Origin of the sequence: Pseudoalteromonas sp., assembly GCF_036960685.1 — a bacterium.
Taxonomy (GTDB): Bacteria; Pseudomonadota; Gammaproteobacteria; order Enterobacterales; family Alteromonadaceae; genus Pseudoalteromonas.
The window spans coordinates 114,767-131,251 of record NZ_JBALXK010000011.1 but is presented as its reverse complement, the minus strand read 5'-3'; the positions used below and the strand labels follow the sequence as shown (position 1 = coordinate 131,251).

8 protein-coding genes are annotated in these 16,485 nt (G+C 41.1%); 5 read left to right on the top strand and 3 right to left on the bottom strand.

Going from position 1 to position 16,485, the window contains the following annotated elements; all coding sequences use genetic code 11:
* Positions 1–101: 101 nt before the first annotated feature.
* The 4 genes from V7783_RS11315 to V7783_RS11300 all read left to right on the top strand — a co-directional run bounded on the left by V7783_RS11315 (position 102) and on the right by V7783_RS11300 (position 10,538).
* Positions 102–4,136, top strand: a complete 4,035-nt coding sequence (locus V7783_RS11315; protein ID WP_335678796.1) for a hybrid sensor histidine kinase/response regulator transcription factor — start codon at positions 102–104, stop codon at positions 4,134–4,136.
* Between the two features lie 532 nt (positions 4,137–4,668).
* Positions 4,669–8,175 (top strand): PKD domain-containing protein, encoded by a 3,507-nt coding sequence (locus V7783_RS11310; protein WP_335678795.1) that lies wholly within the window; start codon positions 4,669–4,671, stop codon positions 8,173–8,175.
* Between the two features lie 200 nt (positions 8,176–8,375).
* Positions 8,376–8,990 (top strand): trimeric intracellular cation channel family protein, encoded by a 615-nt coding sequence (locus V7783_RS11305; RefSeq protein WP_335678794.1) that lies wholly within the window; start codon positions 8,376–8,378, stop codon positions 8,988–8,990.
* Positions 8,991–9,023: 33 nt separating this feature from the next.
* Complete coding sequence (locus tag V7783_RS11300; RefSeq protein WP_335678793.1) at positions 9,024–10,538, top strand: YifB family Mg chelatase-like AAA ATPase; 1,515 nt, start codon at positions 9,024–9,026, stop codon at positions 10,536–10,538.
* Here V7783_RS11300 and V7783_RS11295 read toward each other — a convergent pair.
* Both V7783_RS11295 and V7783_RS11290 read right to left on the bottom strand, forming a co-directional pair.
* On the bottom strand, positions 10,535–11,239 hold the full coding sequence (locus tag V7783_RS11295; RefSeq protein WP_335678792.1) for a response regulator transcription factor: 705 nt from the start codon (positions 11,237–11,239) through the stop codon (positions 10,535–10,537). The two genes, V7783_RS11300 and V7783_RS11295, sit on opposite strands and share 4 nt — an antisense overlap.
* Positions 11,240–11,392: 153 nt before the next feature.
* Positions 11,393–13,888, bottom strand: a complete 2,496-nt coding sequence (locus tag V7783_RS11290) for an alpha/beta hydrolase family protein (RefSeq protein WP_335678791.1) — start codon at positions 13,886–13,888, stop codon at positions 11,393–11,395.
* Between the two features lie 154 nt (positions 13,889–14,042).
* Here V7783_RS11290 and V7783_RS11285 point away from each other — a divergent pair, with 154 nt between their 5' ends.
* Positions 14,043–15,167, top strand: coding sequence for a hemolysin family protein (locus V7783_RS11285; protein ID WP_335678790.1), 1,125 nt, complete (start codon positions 14,043–14,045; stop codon positions 15,165–15,167).
* Here V7783_RS11285 and V7783_RS11280 read toward each other — a convergent pair.
* Positions 15,164–16,384 (bottom strand): EAL domain-containing response regulator, encoded by a 1,221-nt coding sequence (locus V7783_RS11280; RefSeq protein ID WP_335678789.1) that lies wholly within the window; start codon positions 16,382–16,384, stop codon positions 15,164–15,166. The two genes, V7783_RS11285 and V7783_RS11280, sit on opposite strands and share 4 nt — an antisense overlap.
* Between the last annotated feature and the right edge of the window lie 101 nt (positions 16,385–16,485).

Below are 16,485 nucleotides of genomic sequence, written 5' to 3'. Positions count from 1 at the left end.
GATTAATAAATTCTATCGGTACATTTTCCTAATTACGTGTGTTAATTTTTAGTTTCGACTATCCTTTATGCAGAAGTTTGAAATAAAGGTAGAGAAAAAATATGTTGTGTCGGCTGTTAGTATTAGTTTGTATTTTTTGCTTTGTACGATCTGAAAATACCTTAGCAGCGTTTCAACATTACGGCATAGAAGAGGGGCTTTCACAAAGTGTGGTGTTTAATATTCAGCAAGACCAACAAGGTTTTATGTGGTTTGCCACCCAGGATGGCCTAAATCGCTTTGATGGTAATCATTTTGAGGTCTTCAAAACATCGACTAAAAAGACTAATTCACTGACTAACAATTACATTTATCCTTTGTTATTAGGCAGCCAAAACCAATTGTTTATTGGCACCCGCCATGGTGGCGTGAATCAGTTAAATTTATTTAGCTATCAGTTTGCCACTCCACAGCTCGAAAATAAGCGAATTACCGCATTACTTACTTATAAAAAATGGCTGCTAGTTGGTACTTTTGATGGCATGGTTTATCGACTAAACCAAGATACCGGCGAGGTTGAGCGCATTGCCAAACAATTACTAAAGCCGGTGTATGCGCTTAGCATAGTGAACGACACTATTTGGATTGGTACGCATGGTAATGGTCTGCATCACTTTGACTTAAAAACTAATAAGCTAATGCCAGACTATTTGGCCAAGGTGCTTGGTCGCGAACAAATTCCCCCCAGTATTTTTGCTATTAAACAAAGTAACGACTCTCATATTTGGCTGGCAACACAAGGTAGTGGCTTATATGAGATTAACTTAGCCAAACACAGTTATCAAAATTGGCGACATCAGCCAAGTAATACCAATTCACTATCAAGCGATCAAGTACGAGATATTGAATTTGATCAACAAGGGCGTGTTTGGCTGGCAACCCGAGGTGGGGGTGTCAGTATTTATAACAGACAGAGCAAGTCTTTTAGTCGGTTAGAGCATGATCCGTTTGATCGTTACAGTCTTGCGCATAATCGTGTGTACAGTGTGTTTCAGGACCAAACTGGCATCATGTGGTTTGGCACTGCCAATGGCATTAGTAAACTTGATCCAACGACTCTCAACTTTAATAAATTGAAAAAGCCCAGCCCTCTTACCAGCAATGATGCATGGGCATTGTATGAAGACCCACAACAACAAATTTGGTACGGCAGTTGGGGTGGTGGTATTGATATATTAGACCGTCAATTTAACCGGGTGAAGCATTTAGATAAACAGTCGCAACCTTTGGCGCTATCAAGTAATGCAATCAAGGCAATTACCCAAGACCAACAAGGTAATACATGGATTGGCACTTGGGCTGATGGTATTGATGTGATCACTAAACAAGGTCAGCTGATCTCTTATAAGGCAGGCGTTGGTGAGCATGGCCTGACTGAAAATAGTATTTATTGTTTGTTAGTCGATAAGCACAATGATGTATGGGTGGGAACCAATGGCGGAGGGTTATTTCGTTTTGATAACAAGAGCAAGCAATTTATCAGTTATGCCACTAAGCAAGGCGACTCAAACTTAATAATAACGGCACCACGGGTTACAAAAATTTACCAAGATAACGAGCAGCAATTATGGTTTGCCACTGATGGTGAAGGAGCGTATCGCTATGATTTTATAAGTAATGAATTAACCAATTACGCTAAGCAAGAAAATGGCTTGGGGCTGAGTCATAACACTGTGCGAGCATTCTTACGCCGTGCTAATAATGATATGTGGTTGGCGACTTCCGATGGAATTAATATCATCACCGCAGGCTCAGGAGAAGTTATTTATTTAGGCCTTGAGCAAGGGTTACCCAATCAAGTTGTTTACGGTTTGATCAGTGATAAACAGCACAATGTCTGGCTCAGTACGAACAATGGTTTAGTCAAAATAGACAGCCAGAGCTTTCAAATAACTCATTTTCAGGCTAAAGATGGTTTACAAGGAAATGAGTTTAACGCAGGTGCTTACTTAAAAAATAAAGAAGGTCAGATTATTTTTGGTGGCACGCAAGGGTTGACCGTGTTTCAGCCTGCACAGCAAACACAAAATCAGGGCAGCGCAAAGCTTGCCCTGACAGAGCTTAGTTTTGACGATACAGCATTAGTTAACCGATATAACAGCACGCTAGGTATGCATTATGAGGTAGAGAAAGAGCGTCAGCTAGAAATTGCCGCCGATGTACAGCGGGTGTCGTTAACGGTTAACTACTTGCATTATTTAGAGCCCGAACAAAACCAGTATCGTTATCGTTTAACAGGGTTTGAGCAACAGTGGCGTACAGCACAGGGCAGCAATTTAAAAATTGATTACACCAATCTACCGCCGGGTCAGTATCAATTAATCGTTGAAGCATTTTCAAAAGCCGGTGTCCCAGCATTAGCACCGGTGTTAGTTAACTTTCATGTGCTTACCCCTTGGTGGCGCTCTTGGGTGTTTTATATTGGCTATTTTTTTGCAGCGATCTGTATTGTTTGGCTGTGCATTGTTTTATGGACACGTCGTTTAAGGCACCAAAAAGCTGAACTGGAAGCATTTGTAGCATTACGAACTCAGGAAATAGCGCAGCAAAAAGAACTCATTGAGCAGCAGGCAACTGCTCTCAGTGATACCTTAGAGAATAAAGTGCGCTTTTTCACCCATGCCTCACATGAATTAAGAACCCCTTTGAGTCTTTTGGTTGCGCCGTTACAAGCTTTGCTCGCCAATGAAAGTAGCGATAAAAAAAGACATAACCTGAATTTAGCATTACGTAACTCTAAGCGATTGGAAAGCTTAGTCGATAAGTTATTAACCCTGACGCGTTTTGATGAAAGTAGTGCTGATGAGGTTAAGTATATTTCTCTGTCGGCAATCGCTCGTGAGGTCGCTGCTCAGTTTAATGTGCTGGGTGAGCAGCAATTGCAGTTTGATTACCAAATAGATGATGACTTATATGTGAATGCCAGTCGTGAGGGTTTAATTACTATTTTTAGTAATCTATTAAGTAATGCTTTTAAATATACAACACAGGGAGAAATAGAGTTTATTGTTTCGCGACAAGCACAGCAGGCGCAAATTACAGTGCGAGATACCGGACGCGGTATTGCAGAGGTCGAAAGAGATAAAGTATATGACTTATTTTATCGCGCCAGTGGCCATTCTAATATTGAAGGCAGTGGCGTTGGTTTATCAATCGTAAAGCGGCTTGTTGATAAATATAAAGGGTCAATAGCACTTACTAGTACACTTTTAAAAGGCACCGAATTTACTGTGTTGCTAGATTTAGTTACACCATTACCTAATCAATCAACGGCGGCGTTGCAACACATTACTCCTGTAGTCAGTACTCCCATAGTCAGTGACGCAATCAGTAATAACATGGCGACTATTTTGGTGGTTGAAGATAATGATGATCTACGTAACTATTTACACAGCGAGCTTAGTATTAAATACAAAGTGCTGATGGCTGAAAATGGTAAAGTGGCGATGGCGTTATTACTTGAGTATGTGCCAGATCTGATCATTACTGATTTAATGATGCCCGAAATGGATGGCTTCAGCTTATTGCAGGAGTTACACCAATCGCATGTAACATGTCATATCCCTGCTATTATCTTAACGGCCAAAGGTGATCATGATAGTAAATTAAAAGGCTTAAACCATTACGCTATGGATGTCATAACCAAACCTTTTGAGCGTGCCGAACTGCTACTAAAAGTTGATAACTGGGTGGCCTGGGTTGCTAAATACCACCAACAAAGAACAACACACAATGCTAATTCGCAGTTGGATACGACAAGTGCGATGACAGATCCAAAAGATGCACAGTTACTAATAAACATCGATGCGTTTTTAGCCGAAAACTATCACCGCCCGGAATTAACCGTGCCTATGTGTGCAAAGCAGCTTGCCTTAAGTGAACGACAATTACAGCGTAAATTGAAGGTGCTGGTTAATCTATCGCCCACAGAATATATCCGTGATTACAGGTTAACAAAAGCTGCGGAGTTAATTCGCACTGGTCAGCAAATTAATTTAGTAATAGAAAATGTTGGTTTTACTTCACGATCTCATTTTTCAAAAACTTTTAAGGCTAAATATAATATGACAGCCAAACAGTTTCAGTGTTCTAATTGATTGAATTTTAATGTTTTGTCGTATATGAGGACATTTTAGTCGCAAAAGAGAGCGGATTTTTTTTGAGGCTGCTCTATGATGAAAAGTAGCGCTGATAGAATATTTTGCGCTTATCATTGGCAGTTATTTTGTATATGAAATTTCTCCTTAGGCAGAGGTTGGAGAGTAGGCCCAGCCTTTGCCATTTTCTCATTAAACCCCACCACGATGGTTATCACATACTTTAGCCGTGTCAGGCTAAAATCAACTGTAATAAAGCCCATTTAATTGCATTGGAAAACACATAACGCGCTTTCCTATCACCTTTCATGCTTTTAAGTTATTGATATTAAATTGCTTGTCGGTAATTTGCTCATTTTAGTCGCATATCAGCACCTCAGTTTTATTAAATTATCCTACCCTATTTAATTAGCGCATTTCGTTAGAGTAAACCTAATGAATTAGAGCAAACCTGATGAAGTAGACACATGCAGGCTGGTGAATCAAATATTGATGATGGGCACTGGCCTTGCTTTAAATAAAGGAAAATACAATGTACTCACAAAGCAGAATTAAAACGCTGGGAGCAGCGGCGTTGTTAGTCAGCTCGCTCCATCTTGCTGGATGTGGCGGTAGTGATGATGATGACTCGCCAGCTCCCCAACCAACGAGTAATAATAAACCCACTGTGAGTATTAGCAGTGACGCAGAGGTTATTGAAGGTAGTGAACTTAGTGTCACAGCAACTGCTACAGACAGTGATGGTAGTATTACCAGCTATGCTTGGAAATATATTTCGGGGCCGCAAGTTGAGCTTTCAGGCAGTGATGACAAACAAGTAAGCTTTACCGCGCCTGATATTGAAGTAGATGAACAGTTGGTACTCGAAGTAACAGTCACCGATGACAAGGGAGCGACCGCTACTGCAGCAGTGACTATAAATATCAAACGTAAAGCATTAAGTGTAACCATTACGGGTATTGTAACGGATGAACCGATTGCCTCACCGAATGTTGCCGTGATGGTGGGTGATGAAGAGTTTCAAATCATTGCAGATGACAGTGGTAAATACAGTATTGAAATTGAAGTTGATGACTCGTATGCCAATAAGCTCGTGAGATTAGTTGCGCTGGGCAATAACTCGATTAACCCAGAAGTTGAATTTATTTCTCAATTGCGTTCAGTGGCCACCTTAGTATCGCAAGCAGGGGATGATGGAAAACTGACGAAAGACGAAAATTTTGGCGTAAACATTACTAATGTAACCACCGCCGAATTTGCGCTTTTAAGTCGCGACAATACAGAAGTTGAGGATGAGCAAGCGTTAGATAAGGCACTGTTAGCTGTTGATGCAGATGAAAAGTTATTATTAGCGGCATTGATCAAAATAATTGTTGATAATGACGCCTACGAATTACCAGAGGGAATTGATTCAACATTAGATTTGATCGGCAATGCTGATGATATTGAAAACTTTATTAACTCTGTAAATAGTAAAGACTCTGAGCTTATTGAAACAGTTAAGCAAACTATCAAAGAAGATGATGAATTAGTAGATGGAACTGTAGGCGAAATTAGCGGGCAATATATACTTATGGCCCCTAAATTTTACAGTGCTGCAGCCTCACAGCTAGACTTTAATGACGATGGCACGGGTACATATAGTAGCTATGAGGTAAACGCGACATTTACTTGGCAACAACAAGAAAATGATATCAGCATTAGCTTAACTGAGCCGGCTTTAGTTTCATGTAGTTATCCTAGTGATGGCAGTGAGCAGCAAGAAGAGTGTATTTATTTAAATGCACTTGGTTTGACTGTGCTATTAGAAAATGAAGCTAATAAAAGTGTCGAGTTTTTTAGTGAATATGAAACAAAAATTACTGGCAATGCAGATACTAAACAAACTACTTCCTCTACTAGTAACCTTACGCTTATTCCTAAAGAACGCACGTTAGCAATACCAAGTAGTGATCTTATTGGTACTTGGTATGTTGAACGAGTATCACGTTTATATGGTTTCAGTGAAGCTATTTCGCTTAACCTAGCGCAAGGGGGGACAGGGACCTTAGTTGATAATACTAAAGCGCCAATTGCTATCAACTGGTCTGTTACAGGCAATCAATTAATGGTGACAAGTGAAGCAGAGGAACTCTCTTTCAATTATAGTTTTTGGCTAATTAAAGATGTCACTGTAGGTTATCACTTTGTAGCATCTCTTGAAGCTAAAGATGATTCAGCAACTCGAACAGCAAATGGTTTAATGGTTAAAGATAATTCATTAGCATTTGAAGGGTCAGAGTTACTAGGTAAGTGGACAATTTATCAAGGCCAAAATGTTCCGCAAACTGATTTACATTATGACGTATATGAAGATGGCTTAATGAATTTTAATCTTGATCAAAACTATCGTTCTTGGGCTATTGATAGTGAAGGGAAGTTCATTCGTAATAATTATTACACAGACTCTGGGGTACAGCCTGTTTGTGATAATCCGAATAATGACTGTGTAGTATATAGCGAGTTCTCACAACAATTACTTGCTGAAAATAATGGTCATTACTACACCTACCGTAAATACCGTTTCTTTAATAATGATGGTAGTGAGCGCGTTGAAGATTATTCGTCACATATTCGCGAATTCTCAGTCTCAGCTGAGTACGGTGTAGCTAAGTTTGCCCCGTATTGGCTGGAGAACAACTCAGGCTTTGATGCCAATGGTTATCCAACTGATGAGAATTACATCACACTTTATACGCCAAAAGAGCGAGCCGTTGCATCTGTGACAATCGCGACAACTTATAATGCAGAGCTTGATAAGAATGAGTATACGCTGACTCAGCAATATCAAGGCGCAACGACTGAAAATAACTATACCTTAGCCGCCGGAAAAATACTCTTTGGTACTATGAAAGCTGAGATCAGTGACTTTGATCGGGATTATCTTACAGTCTGTGTTTATGCTCAATCAGCAATGTGTACTGAAGCAGATAAGCAACGTTGGTATTTTGATGTTGCTAAAGCACAGCAACAAATAGTTGTTGTTCGTCCAACCCCTGCTCACCCTTTAGATGGTGCATGGCAGCTGGCTGATGAACCGGATGTGGTTGTTGTACTTCGTGATGGTAAGTGGATACAAGTTCAAAGTCTGGCAAAAGACGATGAAGACGATGGTTTCGCTGGTTATGAATATGGAGACTTTACATGGAATGCTGATACGGGGGAGTTTTCAGTACAACTCGAAGATGACACTAACGGCAATTTTGGCCTCAATGATACTGGTGCGAAAACACTAACTGTTGATGGCGATGTGATGACCTTAAATATCGAAGATGAAGGCGAAGTTATTTTTAGTCGAATTTATGATCCAAGCAATCCGTTAGTAGGGGCATATATAGAAGGCTCTATTAGTGGCGGCGACTTCTTTATGGCAGTATTTAAAGAAGATGGTTATTTTATTGAGCTTGAACATACGCAAGAGTATGACCCAGGTATTACAGGAAGTACTTATACCGTTGCAAGTGATCCAAGTGGCGATCCTAGCACTTTGAGTGTCACAGTTGATTACTTTACTAACCAACTTGATGGTCTCAGTGAAGCTGACCCATACTTTGTTGTACAACCACGAGGTAACAAGATTATTTGGCATGATGGCGATGACTTTGGTGTGATGCAAAGGGTAACTGATGTTGATGCAAACGAAATTGAGTTTACCGAGGAGGATGTATTAGGTCAGCACATACTTCGCTATGTAACTGATGACGGTACGGGTCAAGTTGATTTAGCAATCGATATTATGACAAACGATGCGCGCTTTGAAATTAATGGCGAACTTCGTGTGGTTGAATGGTCAATTGAGCTGGGCCAACTTAAACTTTATAGCCCATTAGAACTAGAAGGTGACTCGGCTTATGGAGTCGTTATTTCACCACAAGCTGTGATAAATGGAGGAGACGGTTTTGCAGTGTCAGTGTTTGGTTTTGAAGCGCCAGATAACCATCCTGATATGGAAGATCCTGAACTATTTATTAATGTTGCGGGTAGTATGTTGAAGCAATAGCAAGTTAAGAGCAGGGCAAATTAGCCCTGCTTTTTTTATCGAGGAGACTATGAAAGCATTTCTTCCAGTTGTATTAGCTGTTAATTTATCGTTTTTGCGAAACGATGAACTTATTGAGTTGATAGAAAAAAGTGACTAATTCTTAAAAGTTGTTGAGGTTTATGATACAAAGTTAATACTCTCAACTTTTAGTTACAAATATGACAGAACTTTACCATTGGTTTGATCTAATCGGCATCGCGGTATTTGCAATGTCAGGTACTTTAATTGCCTATGATAAAAAAATGGACGGTTTTGGTGTCGTGGTATTAGCAACTGTCACTGCGATAGGTGGGGGAACAATCCGAGATTTAATTTTGGATGTACCTGTGTTCTGGTTGCACGACCAAAGTTATTTTATCGCTATTTTTGCTTCTGTATTTGTTACCGCTCGTTTGATCAATAAACAAAAATCAATTCCTGTATACCACTTACATGTTGCTGATGCGTTTGGTTTAGCATTTTTTGCTGTTATGGGCGCACAAAAAGCACTGCTTGCAGGTATGCCTGCAACAACCGCTATTATTATGGGGGTTATCACTGGTTGTTTTGGTGGCGTTACCCGCGATGTACTCGCTGGTAATATTCCCATGTTATTAAAAGGTGAGCTGTATGCTATTACCTGTATTGCTGGTGGTATCATTTACACTCAAGGCATTGCCTTTAACGTGGCAACAGAAATGGCCATGATTCTCGCTATGTTAACCACCTTGTTATTGCGTCTTGCTGCAATGAAATGGCAACTAACACTACATGTTTTCAAATATCCTGACTAGACTGTAAAGAATATAACATTACAGGGACAAAGGATGTCATTAGCTCGAATTTATTCGCGTGCCCAGGTGGGCATTCAAGCACCCGAAGTGATTGTAGAAGTACATTTAGGTAATGGTTTACCGGCATTTCATATTGTTGGCCTGCCTGAAGCGTCAGTTAAAGAGGCTAAAGATCGGGTTCGTAGTGCATTAGAAAACTCCAAATTTGGCTTCCCCGATCAACGTATAACCGTAAACTTAGCACCAGCCGACTTGCCCAAAGATGGCGGCCGTTTTGATTTAGCAATTGCGATTGGCATTTTAGTGGCATCAGGGCAGATTGTTTGCACTGATATTGAAAAGTATGAATTTTACGGCGAATTGGCGCTTAACGGCGAAGTACGTGGCGTGAATGCGATACTTCCTTCGGTGTTGGCTGCTAAAGCGCAAGGACGCTGCTGCTTTTTACCATTAGTCAATGACAGCTTAGCAAGCCTAGTCAATGGTGTGCAGCGCAAAGCTATTTCCTCTATTCAAGATGTGTGGAGTGATTTACTTAATCAACAGCCGTTACCGTTTAATATTAGCTATCCAGAACAACAGCATAGCGGTGTTGAATTTTTAATTGATTTAAGTGACGTAAAAGGGCAACCAGGTGCGAAAAGAGTGTTAGAAATTGCTGCCGCGGGTGGTCATAATTTATTGTTTTTAGGGCCGCCGGGTACTGGTAAGTCGATGCTGGCGCAGCGTATGCCAACGATAATGCCTGGCATGTCTGATGATGAGGCGCTCTCTACTGCTGCTTTGTACTCAATCATAGGGCAAAGTGTTGATTTAACTAATTGGCGTAAGCGACCATTTCGTAATCCTCATCACACCTGCTCTGCTGTCGCATTAGTTGGTGGCTCATCGAATCCAAAACCGGGGGAAATTTCCTTGGCACACAATGGTGTATTATTTCTCGATGAATTACCGGAGTTTGAGCGAAAAGTACTTGATTCATTGCGCGAACCAATGGAAACCGGCACTGTTACTATCTCAAGAGCGGCGCGGCAAATGGAATTTCCAGCGCAGTTTCAGCTCATAGCGGCACTTAATCCCAGCCCCACTGGTTGTCATAATGATAAACGCGCAACGCCAGATCAAGTTATGCGTTATTTATCGCGAGTATCAGGGCCTTTTATCGACCGTATTGATTTACAAATAGAACTGCCTCGTTTAAATAGTACGCAGCTGCAAAGTACCGAAGCTGAAGAAACGAGTGCTACAGTGCGAGCCCGAGTTGAAGCGGCCTATAATTTACAACTAAATCGGCAAGGCAAAGTGAATGCGCGGCTTAATAATAAAGAGATGAGCGTGCATTGTGTACTGGCGGCAGCGGAATTGCAGTTTTTAGCAAAAGCTAGCGAGAAGTTGTCGTTATCGCCTCGCTCTTATCATCGCGTTATTAAAGTTGCGCGAACGATCAGTGATTTAAAAGGGCAAACAAATATTACCCTGAGCGAGCTAAAAGAAGCGTTGAATTATCGGGCGTTTGAGCGGTTACTAGCGCAATTGAGTCAATACTAGATGGATAGCATGTAGCCTTTACCACGTACGGTCACAATGCGTTTTTGGTCTTTTTCATCATTAAGTTTTTTACGTAGGCGACCAATCAGTACATCAACGGTGCGATCGTTAGGGCTCCAATCTGGCTGGCCAATTTCTTCTGATATTTTTTCACGAGAGGTGGCTTTACCCGCGTTACTGATCAAGCAAATAAGCACTTTATGTTCTGCTTCGGTCAAACGTGATTCAACCCCTGCGGCAGTAATTAGCGTGCGATTATCTGGGTGCAGTTTGAAGTCAGCGTATTCAATAAATTCTTCACTTTCGTCGTGGCTATTATTGTTGTTCAAGCGTTTATAAAGCGCTCGCATACGCAGTTCAAGCTCTAATAAATCAACCGGTTTGCAAATGTAATCATCAGCGCCTTGGGCAAGGCCTGCGATACGGTCGGCCTGCGAGTCGCGGCTTGAAAGCATGATCACACCGATATCGGTAAGCGTATTGAGTTCTTTTGCTAAGTGAAGACCATCTCGTTTTGGTAATACTATGTCAACAATCGCTAATGAAATGGCATCATGGTTATTAGCACGAGATTGCACTATGGCTAAGGCGTCAGCGCCAGTGGCGTCATTTTCAATACAAAATTCAGTCTGCGTAAAATGATTGATTATACGCTTAACTAATAGCTCGTCATCTTCAACCAATAAAACATGAATAGTCATAGTATCTTAATTACCTTTAATGATGCCGCTATGTTATCACTCATTCGTAAATGGTGAGAAGGGCGATTTTTAGTATTTATACACTATTTAGACGATTATTAGATAATTAAAAATAGGCAAACCTAGAGGGTTTGCCTATTGCTTGCTGTAAAACTATTTTTCCGGATATAAATACTGCCACCATTGCGGCTGCTCTTTTAAGTGTTTATCAAAGTATGCCAGCATCGTGTTCCACCAATTAAAACGTTGATCTCGGGCGAATATTTGATGATCAGCCCCTTTGTATTCAATCAGATCAACCTCTTTACCAAGTAGTTTAAGGGCGGTGTACATATTATGACTTTCACCCACTGGAACATTGGTATCAGCATCACCATGCAATAGCAGTAGCGGTGTTGTTACTTTGTCAGCGTGAAATACCGGACTATGCTGGCTGTATAGCGTGCTGTTATTCCAAGGGTAGCTGTTTTTAGACGCTTCACCTGAATATAAATAGCCCCACCAACCTTGACCCCAATATGAAGTGATATTAGAAATGCCTGCATGGGCAATTGAGGCGCTAAACATATCGGTTTTGGTGGTCAGTAGCATGGTCATAAAGCCACCATAAGACGCCCCTAAATTACCTAAACGCTGTTTATCAATGAACGGGTACTGTTTTAGCAGCGCTTGCGTGCCTTGCATTATATCGTCAGCAGTATATTGTCCCCATGCATTGACGTGTTTTGCCGAAAACTGTTGGCCAAAACCTGTTGCGCCAGTCGGTTGCACTACATAAACCACATAGCCATGCTCTGCCCATAAGTTAAATGGGTAGCGGCCGGTAAAGCCACGAGTAACGGGTGACGTACCGCCATAGTAATAAACTAGCGCTGGGTATTGTTTATTTTTATCAAGATTGCTTGGTAAGTAAACTCGACCTTTAATTTTAGTGCCTGCGGCATTGGTAAAGTTAAATTCTTCTAAGCTGGCTATATTGGTATTGGCGTATTCTTGCGGTTGTGAATCCCAAAGTGTGGTTGCTTTGTTTTTGCTAATAGTTAGCTGTTTTAGTTGTTGTGGTGATGATGCATTTGAACCACTGACTAAAATAGCAGGGCTGCGACTGCTTGAGTAACTAAATTGTTCAACCACATCAAACCCAGTGTTAAGTTTGCTAAAGCGCTGCTTACTTTTATCGTATAGATACAAAGCAATGGTGTCTTGTTCGGTCACTTTAACAATGGCATCGCCATTAGCGAGTACTTCAAGCTGGCCAATGGCAGGGTCAAACTCACGGCTTAAAGGTACTGCATTTTTGCCATTGTCGGTTAATAGATAAAGCTGCCCGTCGTAGTTATTTGCCAACATATTCTCTGGCAAGTTTCTGCCTAAGCCGGCTTTAAAATCAGGGCCTGCCGTGACATAAATATCATCGCCGGTGTACTTTGCTTGATTAAATGTCGCAAACTGACCAATAACTGTGTTGCTCGCATTGGCAACATTCAGCTCTACTAATTCTGTAGTAGGGTGAGTTGCAGCTTGCATTGCTTCAGTACCGCGGCTGAGTATTACAGTACCGCGTTTACTATTAAAATCTTCAATACTGTGGCTAAGCGGCCCTTGGCTCAGTGCTTTACTTAGGCCGGTGTTAATATCTAATAAATAAGCTTGTGAAGTCGTACGAGCATATGACCAACGATCTTGCAGGCCGCGGTAATGCTTAGTGAGGCTGCTATCTGCTGTCGGTGACTTTGACCAGCTAAAGATTAAGCTGTTGTTATCGTAATAAGCAAAACTGCTTGCGCCCTCTAGATTATTGGCAATTACCTTTAGGTTTAGTGTGTTACGGTTTAACTGGGTTAACTTTCCATCTAATAAATACACTAAATAATTGTTATCTGGGCTCCAAATAATGTTGCTTGGCTGGCCTGACTCAAAGCGATAAATCGTTTGGTTATCATCATTTTTCAGTTCAGTAATGACATTCGCTTGGTTGCCGGTGCTGTCTTGGTAATGACGTTTAGCCACTAAATACTGTTTGCCATCAGGGGCCATTGAGAGCGCGCTGACTGTGGTAGCATCAAACAATTGCTTGGCAGATAAACCATGCTGTGTTGCGCTACTAAAAGTTAACGTATCAATGTCAGTGTTCGGACTAAAATCAATCTCAACATCGTGCCAGTTCGCCACTTGCTCAGCAATAATGACTATTTGGTGATCGCCTTGCGGTAATGCTAATTCATAATTTTCTTTTTTAGCCGTTTGTTTTTCACCATTGATAAACAGCTGCGCCTTTTCTATACCTTTGAGAGTGAGCGTGCCTTGGCTAAAGCGCTCAGCATGTGTGGAAAACTTTAATGCTTGTAAGCCGCCAAGGGTTAAGGCGCTGACTTTATCTAAGTTTTGCCACTTTAATTTTTCGCCAAATACCGTGATGCTTGTTGTTGGTTGTTGAATGCTAGGTAAAAGAGCTTGAATAATCGCGTCTTGATGCTGAGTTTGGTAGGGCTTTAACTGCATATCTGCGCCAAGTGGGCCAATAAACTTAATATCGCTTTTATTTATTGGTGCAGCAAGTGCTACATTACTTAGTGTGCTTAAAGTTAATATCGCCAGTGCGGTGGTTAGGCGAGGAGCTTTACCGCGCCATGCTGAGCTATAATTCATAGTTGAGCCTAATGTAGGGAATTTAATTGAATATAGCATGGCGCCGTAGCACCAAAAAGCGCTCTGCGATGGATTTCAGTTTATCACTCACGGAGTTTGAGGTTGGCGCTCACAGTTGTTAAGGTGTATCTAATTGAATGACTAAGAGGTCACAGTGACATTATTAATCGTTTACATGGTCGTAGCGATCACGATTTCTTTTTTATGCTCTATTATGGAAGCGGTGCTGTTGAGCATTACGCCAAGTTATGTCGCAGTGCTGCGTAAAAAAAAGCCTAAATTAGCACAGCGGTTTGAGCACTTGAAAACCAATATTGATCAACCGTTAGCGGCTATTTTAACGTTAAATACCATTGCCCATACTGCCGGTGCTGCGGGCGTTGGAGCACAAGCTGCGGTGGTGTTTTCAGATGCCGCCGTGGGTATTGCTTCAGCGATAATGACCTTATTGGTACTGGTACTATCAGAAATCATCCCTAAAACCTTAGGAGCAAAACACTGGCGAGCGCTTGCTCCGATAGTTACCCGAGCGCTGCGCTACTTAGTTATCGCGCTCAAACCTTTTGTATGGTTTGCCGAAAAGCTCACCAGTATTTTAGGTCGTAATTACAATGAAGCTTATTACATTCGCCAAGAAATAGAAGCAATGGCTGATATGGGGTCACAATCAGGAGCGCTGCATCAGGAAGAGTCTGAAATCATCCGCAGTTTATTGCATTTTCGCCATGCTAAGTTAGATTCTTTAATTACTCCACGCACGGTATTATTTAAAGTACACAAGGATTTAACTGTCGACCAATACCTAGCGGAACATGGCTCATCGGCATTTTCTCGGGTGTTGGTGTATGACAAAAATGGTGACGATATTATCGGCTTTGTGCATAAAAACGATATTATGTTGGCCTTTCATCGACTGGGCAAAGACTATAAAATCAGCAAGTTGATCAAGCCTATTTATACTGTCCCAGAGACATTGTACGTACCCACGCTATTGCATACTTTATTAGCCGAGCGTACGCATATTTGTTTAGTGATAGACGAGTACGGCGATGTGCAGGGGATTGTTACGCTTGAAGATATGATTGAGGCGTTAATGGGCTTTGAAATAGTCGATGAGCATGACCAATCTGCCAACATGCAAGCGGTTGCAAAGCAGCGTTGGCGCCAGCGCCTAGCAAATAGTAATACATTATTAAGTGAAGAGTTAAGCAAAGAGTTAAGTGAAGAAGTAAGTGGTGAATTTAACGCCGAGAAAAACTCACCAAAAGGCAAACATTAACGTCGGCTATTACTATTTAATGACACCATATGTAGCCATGATTGCGCCCAGCGAATAAACTCTACTTTGCCTTTTGGGCGGCTGATCAAAAAGCCCTGCATTAATATATGCTCTTTAAAGCGATCTAAAAACTCAAGCTCTTCAACACGTTCAATGCCTTCGGCGACAATTGTTAGGTCATCTTGAATAGCAATATGCACTAAGCTACTAACAATAACCTGAGAAAATAAGTCGCTTTCGATATTGCTAATCAAGGTGCGGTCGATTTTTACCTCGGTAAAAGGTAAGGTTTTTAGTTGCTGTATATTAGTAAAACCAGTACCAAAATCATCAAGTGAAATACCAAAACCACGCATTCTTAAGCGGTTTAATGTTTCTAATTGAGCTGAGGTGGATAACGCATGTTGCTCGGTGATCTCTAAAATAATTTCGCTAGGCGTAAGCTGGTTGAGTTGTAAAATGAGTGCCAGTTTATCTGGGCAACTTAAATCCTCAAGTTGACATGGCGATAAATTAAAAGCGAGTTTAAGCTTATACCCCAAACGGTTTTTTATTTCCGAAAAATCCCCCGTCGCTTTTTCAAATAATTGAAAGGTGATCAGGTTAATCAAATCTAAATCTTCGGCAACACAAATAAACCGTTCTGGTAAAATAATAACGCTGTTTTCGGCGGTCACAATCCGCGCTAATACTTCTACACTTTCAACTTTGTTATTTGTGCGGTTTACCTTTGGTTGATAAAACGGGGTAATTTCATTATGGCTGATTGCATGCAGCAGTTGTGCTTCAGAAATTGGCTCGCTGGTTTTTTCAGTGTGGCACGCTAAATATTCTAATTTCTTAAGGAGCGTATAAACTTGATTAAGCTGCACTGGCTTAGCAATATTGCCAATTAAATGTATATTATTTTTGCGTGCTAAATCAGCGGCCAAATCAATTATCTTGGAGTTCATTTCTGAAATAATCACAATGGCGCCGGGATAATGGATCTCGCCAAGGTGGCGAATAAGCTCCATACCATCCATGTCGGGCATATTTAGATCAGTGAAAACGGCATCAAAAAAATATGGCTTTGCTTTTACTTTATTAAGTGCATCTTGCGCGTCTAAGCAGGTTGTCACATGGGGGACGTTAAGCTCATTTAAAATAGCTTGCATCACCACTAAAATCGCTTTTGAATCATCAACAACTAGAATATTGCGTGCTGCTTTTGTCATTTCTATTCCCTGAAATAAAACGTACTGGTAGCTTAAAAGTAGTAGATGATCGGCAAAGTGTCAGCTTTAGCGATGAAAATATATTCCATAACCTCGCTAAA